At 54.6% G+C, this 15,792-nt stretch carries 14 protein-coding genes; 7 read left to right on the top strand and 7 right to left on the bottom strand.

The features are described 5' to 3' along the window. Positions 1-262: 262 nt before the first annotated feature. The 5 genes from AC6HVW_RS00175 (at position 263) to nrdF (ending at position 4,701) form a co-directional block, all read left to right on the top strand. Positions 263-694, top strand: a complete 432-nt coding sequence (locus AC6HVW_RS00175; protein WP_071683978.1) for a carboxymuconolactone decarboxylase family protein — start codon at positions 263-265, stop codon at positions 692-694. Between the two features lie 266 nt (positions 695-960). Beyond that, a complete protein-coding gene (nrdH, locus tag AC6HVW_RS00170; RefSeq protein ID WP_024484825.1) occupies positions 961-1,197 on the top strand; it encodes a glutaredoxin-like protein NrdH in 237 nt (78 codons plus the stop codon). Positions 1,198-1,205: 8 nt separating this feature from the next. Continuing rightward, entirely contained in the window at positions 1,206-1,607 is a 402-nt protein-coding gene (nrdI, locus tag AC6HVW_RS00165) for a class Ib ribonucleoside-diphosphate reductase assembly flavoprotein NrdI (protein WP_021807625.1), read from the top strand. Continuing rightward, positions 1,589-3,733 (top strand): class 1b ribonucleoside-diphosphate reductase subunit alpha, encoded by a 2,145-nt coding sequence (gene nrdE / locus AC6HVW_RS00160; RefSeq protein WP_071683979.1) that lies wholly within the window; start codon positions 1,589-1,591, stop codon positions 3,731-3,733. Before nrdI ends, nrdE begins: the two co-directional genes overlap by 19 nt. A gap of 8 nt (positions 3,734-3,741) precedes the next feature. After that, complete coding sequence (gene nrdF, locus AC6HVW_RS00155) at positions 3,742-4,701, top strand: class 1b ribonucleoside-diphosphate reductase subunit beta (protein ID WP_037376549.1); 960 nt, start codon at positions 3,742-3,744, stop codon at positions 4,699-4,701. A 47-nt stretch (positions 4,702-4,748) separates the two neighbouring features. On the opposite strand, the gene AC6HVW_RS00150 is transcribed toward nrdF, so the two are convergent. From AC6HVW_RS00150 to AC6HVW_RS00140, 3 genes are all read right to left on the bottom strand, one after another. Beyond that, on the bottom strand, positions 4,749-5,036 hold the full coding sequence (locus tag AC6HVW_RS00150; RefSeq protein ID WP_071683981.1) for a type II toxin-antitoxin system RelE/ParE family toxin: 288 nt from the start codon (positions 5,034-5,036) through the stop codon (positions 4,749-4,751). Next, positions 5,033-5,323 carry a CopG family ribbon-helix-helix protein gene (locus AC6HVW_RS00145; RefSeq protein ID WP_071683982.1) on the bottom strand — a complete coding sequence of 97 codons (291 nt, stop codon included), beginning with the start codon at positions 5,321-5,323 and terminating at the stop codon, positions 5,033-5,035. The genes AC6HVW_RS00150 and AC6HVW_RS00145 overlap by 4 nt, the downstream gene beginning before the upstream one ends. A 521-nt stretch (positions 5,324-5,844) precedes the next feature. After that, positions 5,845-7,197 carry a 2-hydroxycarboxylate transporter family protein gene (locus AC6HVW_RS00140; protein ID WP_021807620.1) on the bottom strand — a complete coding sequence of 451 codons (1,353 nt, stop codon included), beginning with the start codon at positions 7,195-7,197 and terminating at the stop codon, positions 5,845-5,847. A 292-nt stretch (positions 7,198-7,489) separates the two neighbouring features. On the opposite strand from AC6HVW_RS00140, the gene AC6HVW_RS00135 reads away from it, so the two are divergent. Together AC6HVW_RS00135 and AC6HVW_RS00130 are read left to right on the top strand one after the other, a co-directional pair. Then, positions 7,490-9,082 carry an ATP-binding protein gene (locus AC6HVW_RS00135; RefSeq protein ID WP_186486107.1) on the top strand — a complete coding sequence of 531 codons (1,593 nt, stop codon included), beginning with the start codon at positions 7,490-7,492 and terminating at the stop codon, positions 9,080-9,082. Between the two features lie 17 nt (positions 9,083-9,099). After that, positions 9,100-9,786: a response regulator gene (locus AC6HVW_RS00130; RefSeq protein WP_186486108.1), complete on the top strand. Its 687-nt coding sequence runs from the start codon at positions 9,100-9,102 to the stop codon at positions 9,784-9,786. 128 nt (positions 9,787-9,914) lie between these two features. Here AC6HVW_RS00130 and ompL read toward each other — a convergent pair whose 3' ends face one another. The 4 genes from ompL to AC6HVW_RS00110 form a co-directional block, all read right to left on the bottom strand. Further along, on the bottom strand, positions 9,915-10,634 hold the full coding sequence (gene ompL / locus AC6HVW_RS00125; protein ID WP_071683984.1) for a porin OmpL: 720 nt from the start codon (positions 10,632-10,634) through the stop codon (positions 9,915-9,917). Between the two features lie 104 nt (positions 10,635-10,738). Then, positions 10,739-12,175 (bottom strand): MFS transporter, encoded by a 1,437-nt coding sequence (locus AC6HVW_RS00120; RefSeq protein ID WP_071683985.1) that lies wholly within the window; start codon positions 12,173-12,175, stop codon positions 10,739-10,741. Positions 12,176-12,260: 85 nt separating this feature from the next. Continuing rightward, entirely contained in the window at positions 12,261-13,658 is a 1,398-nt protein-coding gene (locus tag AC6HVW_RS00115; protein WP_071683986.1) for an MFS transporter, read from the bottom strand. 80 nt (positions 13,659-13,738) lie between these two features. Further along, positions 13,739-15,766 (bottom strand): alpha-glucosidase, encoded by a 2,028-nt coding sequence (locus tag AC6HVW_RS00110; RefSeq protein ID WP_071683987.1) that lies wholly within the window; start codon positions 15,764-15,766, stop codon positions 13,739-13,741. Positions 15,767-15,792 lie beyond the last annotated feature (26 nt).

The following is a 15,792-nucleotide window of genomic DNA, read 5'->3' as shown; positions in this document are numbered from 1 at the left end:
GGGGACATACCGTGCCACAAATGACCATCGGCGCCCAACGGCGACTCCGGACTGGCTCCCTCTCCCCATACAAGTGTTCGTGACGAACCTCGAACCGTACATTGGGAGAGGGTTGGGGTGAGGGGAAAATGGGCCGTCTGAATTGATGAGCACTACGTGTCATGGCCTGGTTAAATAATCATTTTATGGCTCTATAGCATAGACCATATCGCGGCTAAAGTAGCGCCATACATTGGTTACGTCATTAATCCGAGGTTTGAACATGATCAAGCAACGTTTGCAGTACGCCGAACTGTCACCGGCCCCTTATAAAGCCATGGTGAGCGCATTGGGCGGGTTAGAGAAAGGCCCGCTGGATAAAGCGATCATTGAGCTGATGTTTATGCGTGTTTCGCAGATCAACGGCTGCGCTTTCTGCCTGGATATGCACGGCAAAGCGATGCGTGCAGGGGGTGCGAGCCACGCCAAGCTGGATACGCTGGCCGGTTGGCGCGTCAGCCATGAATTCAGCGAGGCAGAACGTGCCGCGTTGGAATGGGCAGAAGCGGTGACCCTGATTGCGGCAACCGGCGCACCGGACAGCGCCTTTGACGCCCTGAAAGCCCATTTCAGCGATGCCGAAATCAGCGATCTGACCTTTGCCATCAGCATTATGAACGCCTTTAACCGCCTGGCAGTCAGCATGCGGCAGTAATTTTGCTGGCCGGGGCAACCCGGCCTGCTCGATCCGCATCGCAAAAAATATTTCCCCACCGCTTTTCCAGCCTCGGCGCGGCCTGCGCACCAAAAACCGAAAAACACCACATATAGTGATGTTGATAATATAAATATCCACATATAGTATTCATTCATCAACGCAGGGGGAAACGCTTGGGTTGGTGACGCCGTCAGAAACGCCCTATCATGCTCAACTTTCTGACTTATCCGCCTTTCCTTCAATACAAAAGGTAAATGCGAATCATGAGTATTATTATTTACACCAAACCAGATTGTGTCCAGTGCAATGCCACCTACCGTGCCCTGGATAGACAAGGGATCGACTATCGCGTGGTCGATCTGACTCAGGATCAGCAGGCGCTGAACCACGTTAAATCACTGGGCTATCAACAGGTTCCGGTGATTATCGCCGGTGACGATCACTGGTCTGGTTTCCGCCCGGACAAGATCGGCGCGTTAGCCAACGCCCTAACCTCCTGAGGTGTGCCATGGATCCGCTGGTCTACTTCTCCAGCAGTTCGGAGAACACCCACAGATTCGTTGAGAAGCTGGCACTGCCCGCGATACGCATCCCGATCGCGGGCAGTAAAAAAGTGCTGATGGAGCACCCTTATATCCTGATCGTGCCCAGTTACGGCGGCGGCAGCAGCGTCGGTGCCGTACCGATCCAGGTGATCCGTTTTCTCAATGATCCGCAGAATCGCGGTTACCTGCGCGGTGTGATTGCCGCAGGTAACACCAATTTCGGCGCCGCGTATGGCATCGCCGGTGACATCATCGCCAAAAAATGCCAGGTACCGGTGCTTTATCGATTTGAGCTACTCGGCACCACACAAGACGTCGCTATCGTTCAACAGGGAGTCACCGCATTTTGGCAACGACAGAACTGACCAGGTCCGCCAGCGCCACGCTGGATTACCATTCGCTCAACGCGATGCTCAACCTTTATGACGCAGAAGGGCGCATCCAGTTCGATAAGGATCGGCTGGCCGCCAGGCAATACTTTTTGCAGCACGTGAACCAAAACACCGTGTTCTTCCACAATCTGGCGGAGAAATTGAGCTATCTGGTGGATGAGGGCTATTACGAAGCGGCGGTGCTGGAGCAGTATGAGTTCCCCTTTATCAAGCAGTTGTTCCAGCAGGCCTATGCCAGGAAATTCCGCTTCGAGACCTTCCTCGGCGCCTTCAAGTATTACACCAGCTATACGCTGAAAACCTTCGATGGCCACCGCTATCTGGAACGCTATGAAGACCGGGTGTGTATGGTTGCGTTACGGCTGGCAGCGGGCGATACCGCGCTGGCGCAGGATCTGGTGGAAGAGATCATCTCCGGGCGCTTCCAACCCGCAACCCCAACTTTCCTCAACTGCGGCAAACAGCAGCGCGGCGAGCTGGTTTCCTGCTTCCTGCTGCGTATTGAAGACAATATGGAGTCGATTGGCCGCGCGGTGAATTCGGCACTGCAACTCTCCAAACGCGGCGGCGGTGTGGCCTTTCTGCTGAGCAATATCCGCGAGGTTGGCGCACCGATCAAGCGCATTGAGAACCAGTCCTCCGGGGTGATCCCGATAATGAAAATGCTGGAGGATGCCTTCTCTTACGCCAATCAACTGGGGGCACGTCAAGGCGCCGGAGCGGTGTATCTGCACGCCCATCATCCCGATATTCTGCGCTTCCTGGATACCAAGCGGGAAAATGCCGACGAAAAAATCCGCATCAAAACCCTGTCGCTGGGGGTGGTGATCCCGGATATCACCTTCGAGCTGGCAAAAAATAACGAAGAGATGTACCTGTTCTCGCCTTACGACGTGCAACAGGTGTACGGCGTACCGCTGTCTGAGATCAGCGTTAGCGAAAAATACCGTGAGATGGTGGATGACAAACGCATCCGCAAATCCCGCATCAACGCCCGTGAGTTTTTCCAACTGCTGGCGGAGATCCAGTTCGAATCCGGCTATCCGTACATGATGTTTGAAGATACGGTCAACCGCAGCAATCCGATCGCCGGGCGCATCAATATGAGCAACCTGTGCTCGGAGATCCTGCAGGTCAACAGCGCCAGCCGTTACCATCAGGACCTGAGCTATACCGAGATCGGCAAAGATATCTCCTGCAACCTTGGTTCGCTGAACATTGCCAAAGTCATGGATGCGCCAGACTTCGGCAAGGCGGTGGAAACCGCGATCTACGGGCTGACGGCGGTAGCGGATATGAGCGATATCGGCTCGGTGCCGTCTATCGCCGCGGGGAATCAGGCAACACATGCCATCGGCCTGGGCCAGATGAACCTGCACGGCTATCTGGCGCGCGAACGCATCTTCTACGGTTCGGACGAAGGCATCGACTTCACCAATATCTACTTCTACACCGTGACCTACCACGCCCTGCTCGCCTCCAACCGGCTGGCAATAGCACGCGGCAGCAGTTTTGCCGGTTTCGAGAACTCCACCTACGCCAGCGGGGAATATTTCAGCAAATACATCGAGCAGGAGTGGCAGCCAAAAACCGCGCGGGTACGCGAACTGTTTGCCAACGCCAATATCGCCATACCTGGGCGTGAGGAATGGTTGGCACTGCGCGCTGCGGTGATGATGCACGGGCTGTATAACCAGAACCTGCAGGCGGTGCCGCCTACCGGCTCCATCTCCTACATCAATAATTCGACCTCCAGCATCCATCCAATCGTCTCACGCATCGAGATCCGCAAGGAGGGCAAGATTGGCCGGGTCTATTACCCAGCCCCCTACATGACCAACGACAACCTGGAGTATTACCAGGACGCCTACGAAATTGGCCCGGAAAAGATTATCGATACCTACGCCGCCGCCACGCAGCATGTGGATCAGGGGCTGTCGCTGACGCTGTTCTTCCGCGATACCGCCACCACCCGTGACATTAACCGCGCGCAAATCTACGCCTGGCGTAAAGGCATCAAGACCATTTATTACATCCGTCTGCGCCAGATGGCGTTGGAAGGCACCGAGGTGCAGGGCTGCGTGTCCTGCGCGCTGTGAGGAAAATTATGACAATGCAACGAGTGCAGGCCATCAACTGGAACAAGATTGATGACGACAAGGATCTGGAGGTGTGGAACCGCCTGACCAGCAACTTCTGGCTGCCGGAAAAGGTGCCGCTGTCGAACGATATTCCGTCCTGGGCTACGCTGACCGCCAAGGAGCAGCAGCTCACCATCCGCGTATTTACCGGGCTGACGCTGCTGGATACCATCCAGAATACCGTTGGCGCACCGGCGCTGATCGCCGATTCCATCACCCCACACGAAGAGGCGGTGTATTCCAACATCAGCTTCATGGAGGCGGTACACGCCCGTTCCTACAGTTCGATATTCTCCACCCTGTGCCAAACCCGGGATGTTGACGAGGCTTACCGTTGGAGCGAGGAAAACGCCACGCTACAGAAAAAGGCCAGCATCATTCTGGCGCACTATCGCAGCGACGATCCGCTGTTGAAAAAGGTCGCCAGCGTGTTTCTGGAGTCGTTCCTGTTCTATTCCGGCTTTTACCTGCCCATGTACTGGTCGAGCCGGGCCAAGTTGACCAACACCGCCGATCTGATCCGCCTGATCATTCGCGATGAAGCGGTGCATGGCTACTATATTGGCTACAAGTTCCAGAAAGGCCTGGAGCAGGCCAGCCCGGCCCGCCGCCAGCAGGTGAAGAACTTTGCCTTCGATTTGCTGCAGGATCTGTACGACAACGAGGTGCGGTATACCGAAGAGCTCTACGACGGAGTGGGCTGGACGGAAGAGGTGAAAACCTTCCTGCACTATAACGCTAACAAGGCGCTGATGAATCTGGGCTACGAGGCGTTGTTCCCACCGGCAATGGCACAAGTAGACCCGGCAATCCTGTCGGCACTGTCACCCAACGCCGATGAGAACCACGATTTCTTCTCCGGCTCCGGCTCTTCCTATGTGATGGGCAAAGCGGTGAATACCGAAGATGAGGACTGGGAATTCTGAGCCTGATAGGGAACAGGATGCTGCGCCTCTAGCTAAAACCTCAACAATTAATAACCCAGTTCCTTCTGGCTACGGATGGCCAGAACAAATACCGTATCGATATCGGGCACGTACTTATAAAGCGCCAAATATCCTCGCGTTTGCTGGCCAATAATCAACTCACGCGTTCCTGAGCCAAGTGGCCTGCCAATCAACGGATTATGTTCCAGTACCGTAATCGCCTGGATAATCTCCTGAATTCGCTGCCCGGTATCGGCTACCTCATAATGCGCCAAATGGCCGAGAATCCGCTCGATATCATCCCTGACCTCTGGCGCCAACTCGATTTTGGTCATCGCCCCCCCAGTTTTTTCGCTACAGGCTGGGTGGCCGTGCTATTTCCGGCTACATAGCTTTCCAGATAACCGCGCATATCGTCCCAGGAAATGGTCTCACCCGTGGCGATAATGTTGGCATAACGCTGTTCCGCCTGTTCCTCGAAATCGCGACGTAACTCTTCCCGCTGAGTTTTTTCCGTAATAGCCTGCAGAATAAAACTGTGAGAACTCACGCCAATATTGTCTGCTGCGGCCGCGACGCGAGCTTTAAGTTCTTCAGGCAGGCGGATGGTGGTGGTTGACATGGTCAAACCTCGGCGATGACAAAAAATGTAGCTCAATTGTGCTACACCACTCTTGAATACTCAATAGATATGGTTGTTTTTTCATCAGCAAGAGTCACTTAACCTCACCGCTAGCCCCCTCACCCTAACCCTCTTCCACAGGGAGAGGGGACTGAACGAGCCACATCTCAACTACTGTTTTCTACTTACATACCAACAAATTACAGATTAACTCCTCAAGATCGGTATGAAAGTACCAGGACCTATCATGTACATTAGTCGACCCACCTTCGCTGAGATTTTCGCCTATCTCCCTGTGGGAAAGGGTTGGGGTGAGGTACGGTGATCCATCATGGACTTTAGTCGACCCACCTTCGCTGAGATATTCGCCTATCTCCCTGTGGGAAAGGGTTGGGGTGAGGTACGGTGATCGATCATGGACTTTAGTTGACTCACCTTCGCTGAGATTTTCGCCTATCTCCTAACAGAGCAGGGGCTTTCAGCTCCCTCTCCCTGTGGGAGAGGGTTGGGGTGAGGGGTCATCAATAGAAATGCGACAGCACCAGCAGCGACAGCGAAACGTTGATCGCTCCGCCGATGCGCGTTGCGATCTGGGCAAAGGGCATCAGTGACATCCGGTTGCCCGCAGTCAGGATCGCCACGTCACCGGTTCCGCCTTGTCCGCTCTGGCAGCAGGAAACAATGGCCACGTCGATCGGATGCATACCAATCTTCTTGCCAACCAGGAAACCGGTGGCCACCAGCGTGCTTACCGTGGCCACGATCACAATCAGGTTCTGTACGGTGAAGGCATCCACCAGCTCTTGCCACGGCGTAATAGCAACCCCTACGGCAAACAGGATCGGATAGGTCACGGCGGTGCGGAAGAATTTATACACCACCTGCGATCCTTGCTGAATGCGTGGCGAAACGCCGTGTGCCAGTTTCACCGCCACAGCGGCAAACAGCATCCCCACCGGGGCCGGCAAGCCGATCAGCCGGTGTAACAACATGCCCACCATATACAGCAAGATGGCCAGCAGCGCGCCACAGGCGATAGTGGCAACATCCACGTTACCGCTCAGTTTCTCGGTTGCCGCGACCTCGCTATCACCCTGCTTGCTCGGCATCAGGCTGCCTTCGCCGGTAAGGTGCGGATAGCGTTTCCCCACTTGGTTCAGCAGGCCAGCAATCACGATCGCCGTCAGGCTGCCCAACATCACGATCGGCAGGATACGCCCCAAGGCCACACCCTGCTCCATATGCAAAATGGCGGCATAGCCCATTGACAATGGGATCGCCCCTTCCCCCACGCCACCGGCCATGATCGGCAGGATCAGGAAGAAGAAGATCTGGAACGGATCCAGGCCCAACGCCATACCCACCGCCATCCCGACCAGCATACCGGCAACCTCACCGCACAACATCGGCACAAAGATACGCAGGAAGCCCTGGATCAATACCTGGCGGTTCATGCTCATAATGCTGCCGACGATGATGCAGCAGATGTAGAGATAAAGAATATTGGTCGACTTGTAGAATTTGGTGGTGGATTCAACCACCACGTCCGGCAGCAAACCATAGTGCACCAGTGCGGAAGGTATAAAGGTGGCGCAGATGGCGGCAGCCCCCATTTTCCCCACCAGCGGCAGGCGCTTGCCGAACTCACCACAGGCAAAGCCGAAGAACGCCAGCGTCGCCACCATCACCACGATATCGCTGGGTAATTTCCCTGCCAGGCAATCGAGCAGGATCAGCACTCCTGCCAGCACGAAGAAGGGCAGCGGTATAATTCCTATTTTGTAATTATCCAGAATATGCCACCACTTTTCACGCAGCGGAATATCGGCTGTTTTATCTTTGGTAACGAGGTAGGAATCATCGGTTGTGCTCATAATCTGGCCTCTTATTGTTTGTTCGGCCATCATAGAGAAACGCTTGGAGTCACCGCTGTGATTTTGTTCAAAATAAATAAGGGTTTTTAATGGGGGTTATGGTTTCTATGGTGTTAATACTCTTTATGTAAAATAACCTGTGGAGTTAATGGGTTCAATAATAGGTTTGTTTTCATTCCTCCTTACAATAAAGCCGTGCCGATGCTCACAACTTGATCTTGGGCAATATTACTTCAAGGGCGACTCATGATAGGGTAGTCACCCAAACAGACACCAGGATCCGCGGCAAACCATGCACATCAAACTCTCTTTTCATATCAAGCTGTTCCTGTGCCTGGTCGCCTTTTCTTGCGTGTTGTTGACGCTGATCGGGGTTTACACTTACTACCAACTGGATGCGCAGTTGCACCGGGATCTGGGCGCCCGTGCCCAAGTGCAGGCTCGTGAGATTGCGCTGATCCCCTCTCTGGTCACCGCGGTTGAAAATAACGACACGCAATATATCGCCACACTGATGAAAAAAATCCGTGCCAGCAGCGATGCCAGCTATATTGTGATTGGCGATAGGCATACCATGCATCTTTATCATTCCGAACACCCCGAGCAACTGGGCAAGCCGATGATCGGTGGTGATAATAAAGAAGTGCTGGAAGGCAAAAGTATTATCTCGATCCGCAATGGGGGAATTGGTATTTCATTACGCAGCAAGGCCCCGATCCTGGATGACAATAACCGGGTAATTGGCATAGTTTCCGTCGGCTACCTTAAATCCCATATCGACAGTTTAAATGCCCGCACGCTGACCCAGATCGTGGCCTCGATCGTCTTGCTATTGATGGCGCTGTTTATCTTTTCCTGGCTATTATCGAAAAACCTGAAACGCCAGATGTTTTCATTAGAGCCCAAAGAGATCGCGCTGCTGGTGCGCCAGCAAAAAGCCCTGTTGGAGGCCATCTATGAAGGAGTGATCGCCATAGATCCGCAACTGCGCATCATCACTATTAACCACGCAGCACGTGAGCTGCTGGATCTGCGCCAACCGGCTAATAATCTGCTGGGTCAGCACATCGGTGAGATCATTCAGTCGCAGCCCGATTTCTTTGCCGCAGCGCAGCTGGGGCACGACACCCATGATGAAGTGTGCCGCTTCAACCATGTGCGAGTGATTGCCAGCCGGGTGCGGATCATGCAGGAAGATGAGCTACAGGGATGGGTGATTAGCTTTCGCGACAAGAACGACATCAACACCCTCAGCAGCCAGCTTAGCCAGGTAAAACGCTATGCCGATAACCTGCGCATCATGCGCCACGAACAGCTGAACTGGACGGCCACGCTCGCCGGCTTGCTGCATATGCAACGTTATGACGAAGCCGTCCGCTATGTGGAGGCCCAGTCGGAAGGCGCACAAGAGATCCTCGATTTCATTTCCCAGCGCTTCAGCTCCGCCGCTCTATGTGGCCTGCTGTTGGGTAAATACTCCAGCGCACGGGAAAAAGGCATTGAACTCCGCTTCGACCCCGCCTGCCAACTGCGCCAAATCCCCGCCGCGCTGAATGAAACCGAGCTGATGTCGATTATTGGCAACCTGCTGGATAATGCGTTCGATGCTACGCTGCGTTGCGCGGCACCGCACGAAGCGGTAGAACTCTATATCAATGACAGCAGCAACGAGCTGGTGATCGAAGTGGCCGATCGCGGCACCGGGATTGCACCGCAGGTTCGTGATACGCTGTTTGAACAAGGCGTGACAACCAAAGATAAGGGCGACCACGGTATCGGCCTGCACCTGGTGGCCAGCCACGTCGCTCAGGCACATGGCAGCATCGAAGTGTCGGACAATGATCCGCACGGCGCCATTTTCTCGCTGTTTATCCCAAAAGCTTAAGCACCCGGATCCGACCTATGCAACCTGAGACACTGGACGTTCTGATCGTGGAAGACGAGCCGCAACTGGCCACGCTACACGCCGAATTTCTTGAGAAAAATTTCAACCTGCGGGTGGTGGCCTATGCCGCTACCCTGGCGGAAGCCAGAGCAAAAGTGAATGCTCACCAGCCCCGGCTGATCCTGCTGGACAACTTTCTGCCGGACGGCCAGGGGATTGCGCTAATGGAAGAAGCCGCGGTGAAAAAGCCCGGCTGCTCGGTGATTTTCATTACCGCAGCCAGCGATATGAATACCTGTAGCCAGGCGATCCGCAACGGGGCCTTCGACTACATCATCAAACCGGTATCCTATAAGCGGCTGCGCAATTCGCTGGAACGCTTTATGCAGTTTGTGCAGACCCAACGCACCTTCAAGGTCATCGACCAGAGCAGCGTCGATGCACTGTATAACCTGCAGTCCAAGCAGTTTTCCAACGAACCCAGCGCCAAAGGGATTGAAACCATTACTCTGGAGTTGGTGCAGGCGTTGTTCAACGAGCGGCCAGAGGTAGCCCATGCGGTGGAAGACGTGGTGGCACACGCCGGCATTAGCAAAACCACCGCACGCCGCTATCTGGAATACTGCGTAGCAACCCAGTTTGTGCACGTTGAAATGCTCTACGGCAATATCGGTCATCCGCGTCGTCTATACCGCAAGGCTTAGGCTGACATCTGCCTGTCATATTTCGGGGTTATGCTGACTCATAGATATCCCCTTCGATATCGGCATCAATATTACATTCAGCTCTTTTTACCCGGCCAAGACTTGGCCGGGTTTTTTATTGGTGTGGCTTAAAAGGTATACCGCAACCCTACGCGGATACGATACTGCTCCTTATTATAATCGTTCCAGCGGTCCAGCCATTGCAGCTCCAGATAGGGCATCCAATGGGTATCGATTTTATAGCTGAACTTATTGGTGATCTCCCAATGGTGACTCTTGCCATTCTTACTGTGGAAATCGTTAACCCGGATAAAGTAATGTGGCTCGAAGGTATAATTTAACTCATCGCTGAGTTTAAAGTTCCAGTAGTTGGCAATTTCATGGGTATCATTACGTGCTGGGTTGCCGTTAAAATCGATGGAATCGTAGTTATTATGGTTATAGCGATAACGCACGGTCAGGTTGAAAAACGGCAGGAATTTATAGTTGTTGTCCAGATAGATAGCACCGCCAGAACCCGCACTACTCGAGTTGACCAGCCCACCAGGAGACACCGTCCATTTATCCGTTGGCCGGAACAATGGATACCAGCCCTCCAGCTCGTTATAGCTGTGCTTGAGCTGATCAAACTTGCCAATGTTATAGGCGTTGGTGGCCATCACACCGGCTCCACCATCAAAATTATAGCCGCCGCGCAGGATGATTTCGTTTAATTCAGAGGCGGTATTATAAGCCTCTCGAGTTTCCAGATAGGCACGCCCGGCCTGAGCGCTGGCTGAGGCAAACAACGCCGCTACCAGCAGTATCGTCTTGGTTTTATTGCTGCCAGAACCCCAGAAAGTAGACATGGTTAAGTTTCCTTGTGACATTGTTCCTGATAAAAGCATGCAGAAATCCCGCCGCCATGCCGTTAGGCATGACAGCTGTGCGTTATTATTGGTAATACCCTGGTTTAGACTTCTTTGATTATTGCCGTATTGATTGCCGGATGAAGCTCGGCCTGTTGGTCGCGGTTTCCTTTTTTGTGATTAATCTCGGTGATGATTTGCATAAATAACTGCTCGTTTAACTTATAGAAAAACCCCATCATGACGGCGGCAACCATCGCCAATACGCAGGGATAAATAAAGATTAGCTCGCGCAGGCCTTTCAGCACCGAGGCAGACTGTTCAACATTCGGAATATAGCCGATCTGCGTCAGCATAATGCCCGGTAACAATCCGGCTAGCGCGGCGGAGATCTTGCGTGAAAAGGTATAGCCGGTATACACCGAGCCTTCCGCACGGATGCCGGTTTTCCATTCGCCGTAATCAACGGTATCGGGCACCAGCGCCCAGTTCAGGCTGTTGACGAAGGCCGTGCCGAAGAAGGCCATGCAGGAGAACGCTACGAAAGAGAGCGAGCTGTCGCCCCAGGCGTAGTTACACAGATCGCCCAGGCACCACAGCAACAGGCCACCCAGGTAGACCCGCTTTTTGCCAAAGCGCTTCACCGCCGCCGGCACCATCAGCACGCCAATCAGGATACAGCCCATGCTGAAAAAGCCCATATAGGACAGCAAATGGATATCGTGCAATACGTATTGGGTGTAGTAGACCTGGATCGCCAGCTTGATATTAAACGCCGCCAGCGTACACAGGTTGGCGATGCACAGCACCAGCAACGGTGGGTTTTGGAAAATGGCGCGGAAGGATTTGAAGATGCCAGGTTTATGATGCGTCGGTACTACGTCAACGTAGCGCTCTTTGACCCCGGCATGGCACCACCACATGCAAAGCACGCCACAGGTCGCAAACACCACCGCGGCAACCAGATAGCCTATCTCCGGGCGTGAAGTGAACAGCATCTGGATCGGGACAAAGCCCACGGTGCACAACAGCAGCCCAAGCGTTGCACCTCCCTGCCGCCAAGCGGCCAGGTGCGCGCGCTCCTGCGGGTTTTTGGTCATGGCTGGCACCATCGCTCCATAGGAGCAGTTCATCAGGCTGTAGAACAGGCCGAACAGCATAAACAGCACGGTAGCCAGGACGGTTTTGGTATTCAGGCTGAACCCGCTATTGAGGAAGTTGGCCACGGCCAGCAAAGCCACCGGTAGCGAGGCATAGAAGATAAACGGCCTGAACTTGCCCTTGGCACCGATATTGCGCCGGGAATCCAGCAGCACGCCGGTCAGCATATCGGTGAAGGCGGTGAAGAATTTGGCGATCAAGAAGATCATTCCGCCGTAGATGGCGGGTAATCCCAGAATATCGGTATAGAACTTCAGCAAATATAGGGTACCGATACACAGCATCAGGTTGGAACCGAAGTCCCCCATGCCGTAGGCGAACTTTTCGCGCAGCGGCAACCGCAGCGTAACGGGGTCTTGGTAGGATAAAGAGTTGGCCATCTGACGGGTCCTTATTATTGTCTTACATCCTGCGTTTTTCTGGTTGCAGGGGCGAATACATTCGCCCCGATTAACACCAGGCCGCTTATAGCGCCGGGCTTACCACCCGCTTGCGCTCTTCCAGCTCACCGACGATCTTGAGATAGTTCTTCTCCGTCAGGTGATAGAACAGCCCCATGGTCAATGCGGTCAGCACGGCCAGGCCACAGGGATAGAGGAAGATCAGCTGTCGCAAGCCTTCCAGCGTGCCAGGCCCCTGCGCCACGTTGGGAACATAGCCGATATAGGCCAGCATCACGCCAGGGAAGAACCCTGCCAGCCCTTGGGAAACCTTGCGAAAGAAGGTAAAGCCGGTATAAACCGTGCCTTCCGAACGCACGCCGGTTTTCCACTCACCGTATTCCACGGTGTCCGACACCAGCGCCCAGTTGAGGCTGTTGACGAAGGCCGTACCGAAGAACGCCAGGCAGGAGAACAACACAAACAGCGTGGAGGTATTGCCCCACATATAGTTCATGGCATCGCCCAGGATCCACAGCGACAGGCCGCCCAGATAGACGTTTTTCTTGCCAAAGCGTTTCACCACCGTCGGAACCAGCAGCACCCCAAGCAGGATGCAGCCCATGCTGAAGAAACCCATATAGGACAGTAGGGTGATATCGTTGAGGACGTATTGGGTGTAGTAAATCTGGATCGCCAGCTTGATGTTGAAGCCCGCCAGCGTGCACAGGTTGGCCACGCACAGCACGAACAGCGGTTTGTTACCGGCGATCGCCTTGAAGGACTGCAACAGACCCGGCTTGGGTGCACCCGGTTTCGGGATCTCGACATAACGCTCTTTGACGCCGGAATAGCACCACCACATGCACAGCATGCCGACGAAAGCGAAGATCGCTGCCGCCACCAGATAACCCACCTGTGGACGCCCATCAAACAGCGACAGGATCGGCACAAACGCTACGGTACACAACAACAAACCCACCGTCGCCCCGCCCTGCCGCCAGGCAGCCAGTTGCGCACGTTCCTGCGGGTTTTTGGTCATCGCAGGCACCATCGCGCCGTAGGAGCAGTTCATCATGCTGAAGAACAGCCCGAACGCCATAAAGATCAGCGTGGCGATCACCGTTTTAATGGTGACATCCAACGAAGCGCCCACGCCGATAAAATTGGCCACCACCAGCAACGCCACCGGCATTGAGGCATAAAGAATAAATGGCCGGAACTTGCCTTTGGGGCCAATATTGCGCCGGGAATCGAGCATCAGCCCGGTCCCCATGTCGGTAAAGGCGGTAAAAAAACGCGAGATGAGAAAGATCAGCCCGCCCCACGCGGCGGGGATCCCCAACACGTCGGTATAGAATTTCAGCAGATACAGCGTGCCGACACACAACAGCAGGTTGGAACCGACATCGCCCATGCCATAGGCGAATTTCTCGCGCAGGGGCAATATCAGCTTCACCGGATCCTGGTTAGCTTCACTCATGGTGATTCTCCTTGGAAAACACCTGTTCCCAGAGATAGCCGCCCTTGCCGGCTGGACAACGGGCGGCTGACAGTTGGTGATTACAGCGTGCGTAACGAGGCAAACAACTCCGCCCACTCGCTATCCGCCCGATAGAACACCGGCGGTTGGCCTAGTGGTGCTGCTATCGTCACCTCGGCTCCTCCGCTATGCCGGTCACCGGTCCACAGGTTGATCCAGCTATCCTGCGGCAGGTAGAGCGTCCAGTCGGTGCGCCCTTCTTCATGCACCGGAGCCACCAGCAGATCGCGGCCAAACAGGTATTGGTATTTCAGGCTGTAGGTGTGGGCATCGTCTTCGTAGTGCAGAAACAGCGGGCGCATCACCGGTAAGCCGGACTGCGCATTGAGCGCCACCGCCTGCTTGATGTACGGCTTGAGGGAGGTGAAGACCTGGCTCATGCGGGCAAACTGGCGGATGGTTTCCACATCATGATCGAACTGCCAGTTATCATCTGGGCGGTTACCTTCATGGGTACGCATCATCGGCGTGAAAGCGCAGAACTCGCACCAGCGCATCAGCAGTTCTTTACTGCGTTTCATCTCAAACAGCGTGGTGTAACCGCCGATATCGCTGTGGTGCAGACCGTGGCCGGTCATCGCCAGCGACAGTGCCGCCGGGATCACCGAAGCCAGGCCGTCGTCCAGGCTCCAGTCCACGTTCTGATCGCCCGCCCACATCATCACCGAATACTTCTGGCTGCCGGTGTAGCCCGCGCGCATAAAGAACAGGATCTCGCCCAGCTTGCCGCATTCTTCCAGCGCGTCGTAGTTGCACTTGGCCCACAGTGCTGGCCAGGCGTTATGCATGATTTCCGCATCGATGCCGTTATGCAAAACGGTATCGGTCGGCAGATATTCGCCGAAGTCCGCCATCCACCCATCGAGGCCAAACTCGATCAGGTTCTTTTTAATGACGTTCTTGTACCAGTCATAAGCTTCAGGCTTGGTGAGATCGACTACGCCAGCATAGAACTCGCCAAACTCGACCTGATAGTCTTTGCCGTCGTAATCCTTGGTCAGATAGCCTTTTTCTGCCGCCTCGGCATACAGCTCTTTCTCGATGGCCACGTAAGGGTTGATGTACCCCAGAAAATGTACCCCCTCTTTTTTCCACTGCGGGATGCGTTTATCCAGCTCCGGGTACAGCTCGCTGTCCCAGCGCCAGTTCCACATCAGGCGTTTGCCAAAAGAGGTGATCCGCCGTCCTTCCCAGTCCTGCGCCCAGATCCCGCTAACCTTGACACCGTGCTCGCGCATCACGTCCAGCTTCTGTTGGCAGACCTCGGTGCCGCCCTGAATGCCCAGGATGACGCCGTCATACACCCAGTCCGGCAGTTCCGGCTGGCGGCCAAGCAACGCGGTCAGCTTTTCCAACAGGCTGATGTAGCTGTCGGCGCAGTCAAAGCGCAACACCGCCTGATCCTGCCAGATCGCCAGTTCATGGAACTCTGGGGCAGAAAAATCGAAGTTCATGTAGCAGCTGTTTTCTACGTGGCAGTAATATTTCTGGCTGCTGACAAACGTCGGCTGCGGGAAGAAGGTCCAGTAGTAATCACCACCGGCGTTTTCCTGGCAGTCTGCCTGCCAGGTAACGTAGGTCTGCTTGTTACGCCCAACCCCCTGCTCGCTGGTCCATAACGGGAAAGGTTTGCCGCGCAGGTCGAAATAGGAAAACTGTTCGCCGCAGCCATAAACGTGATCTTGCTGCTGGGCAGCCAGGCGCAACCACATGCGGTTGTTCTGCTCGTCGCTGTTGCGCAGCTGCATTTCCAACCGCCCTTGCGCATCGGTAGTGATTGCCAGCGTGCACTGGGCCACATCGCCCCGGCTAAAGCGGATCAGCCAGCCTTTGCCCTGCGGGACGATCTGGGTTTCGGTCAGCGCCAGTTTTTCACTGAGCTGGTCTTTGATGCTGAAGTTGCCGCGGAACATCTCGATATCCGCCTTGCCGCGCCCAATCCACAGGCACGGAGCCGCAGCCGTGTGTTGTATCAGCACACGCTGCTGAAAGGTCAACGTAAATCCACCTGCGTGTTGCGTGAGTTCCAAGCCTTGCTGAGAAACCATGATCCATTCTCCAAAAGGTTAAATAC

It is taken from the genome of Serratia sp. NCCP-200, assembly GCF_059697885.1.
Note: the sequence above shows the minus strand (reverse complement) of the source record. Positions and strands in the feature narration are given on the sequence as shown.

What these genes read in the sequence shown, in the direction of transcription:
- AC6HVW_RS00175 (WP_071683978.1), top strand. Translation starts at nt 263, where the DNA reads ATGATCAAGCAACGTTTGCAGTACGCCGAACTGTCACCGGCCCCTTAT.
- nrdH (WP_024484825.1), top strand. Translation starts at nt 961, where the DNA reads ATGAGTATTATTATTTACACCAAACCAGATTGTGTCCAGTGCAATGCC.
- nrdI (WP_021807625.1), top strand. Translation starts at nt 1,206, where the DNA reads ATGGATCCGCTGGTCTACTTCTCCAGCAGTTCGGAGAACACCCACAGA.
- nrdF (WP_037376549.1), top strand. Translation starts at nt 3,742, where the DNA reads ATGACAATGCAACGAGTGCAGGCCATCAACTGGAACAAGATTGATGAC.
- AC6HVW_RS00150 (WP_071683981.1), bottom strand. Translation starts at nt 5,036, where the DNA reads ATGACCAAAATCGAGTTGGCGCCAGAGGTCAGGGATGATATCGAGCGG.
- AC6HVW_RS00145 (WP_071683982.1), bottom strand. Translation starts at nt 5,323, where the DNA reads ATGTCAACCACCACCATCCGCCTGCCTGAAGAACTTAAAGCTCGCGTC.
- AC6HVW_RS00140 (WP_021807620.1), bottom strand. Translation starts at nt 7,197, where the DNA reads ATGAGCACAACCGATGATTCCTACCTCGTTACCAAAGATAAAACAGCC.
- AC6HVW_RS00135 (WP_186486107.1), top strand. Translation starts at nt 7,490, where the DNA reads ATGCACATCAAACTCTCTTTTCATATCAAGCTGTTCCTGTGCCTGGTC.
- AC6HVW_RS00130 (WP_186486108.1), top strand. Translation starts at nt 9,100, where the DNA reads ATGCAACCTGAGACACTGGACGTTCTGATCGTGGAAGACGAGCCGCAA.
- ompL (WP_071683984.1), bottom strand. Translation starts at nt 10,634, where the DNA reads ATGTCTACTTTCTGGGGTTCTGGCAGCAATAAAACCAAGACGATACTG.
- AC6HVW_RS00120 (WP_071683985.1), bottom strand. Translation starts at nt 12,175, where the DNA reads ATGGCCAACTCTTTATCCTACCAAGACCCCGTTACGCTGCGGTTGCCG.
- AC6HVW_RS00115 (WP_071683986.1), bottom strand. Translation starts at nt 13,658, where the DNA reads ATGAGTGAAGCTAACCAGGATCCGGTGAAGCTGATATTGCCCCTGCGC.
- AC6HVW_RS00110 (WP_071683987.1), bottom strand. Translation starts at nt 15,766, where the DNA reads ATGGTTTCTCAGCAAGGCTTGGAACTCACGCAACACGCAGGTGGATTT.